Here is a 261-nt window from a genome sequence, read left to right as displayed (position 1 = left end):
GACGACGGCGTCGGCTTCGACCGCGACGACTGCGGCTGCGTCTACAAGGACCCGGCCGACCATGCCCTGGGCCAGCAGTCCTTGTTCTGGACCCGCGAACGTGTGACTCCCGAGCGCAAGGCCAACCTGCGCGCCCTGCCGTTCGAGCGCCGAGAGACCATCGAGGGACGCGCGGTGCTGTTCGTCCACGGCAGCCCGCGCAAGATCAACGAGTACGTCTATGAAGACCGGCCGGACTCCGTCTTCAAGAACATCGCCCGC

1 pseudogene is annotated in these 261 nt (G+C 67.0%); it reads left to right on the top strand.

From position 1 onward, the window contains the following. Positions 1-261, top strand: a pseudogene (locus HB860_RS22085) (hypothetical protein); the annotation flags it as partial.

It is taken from the genome of Aeromonas genomosp. paramedia (assembly GCF_023093515.1).
In the GTDB taxonomy this organism is placed as follows: Bacteria; Pseudomonadota; Gammaproteobacteria; order Enterobacterales; family Aeromonadaceae; genus Aeromonas.
Note: the sequence above shows the minus strand (reverse complement) of the source record. Positions and strands in the feature narration are given on the sequence as shown.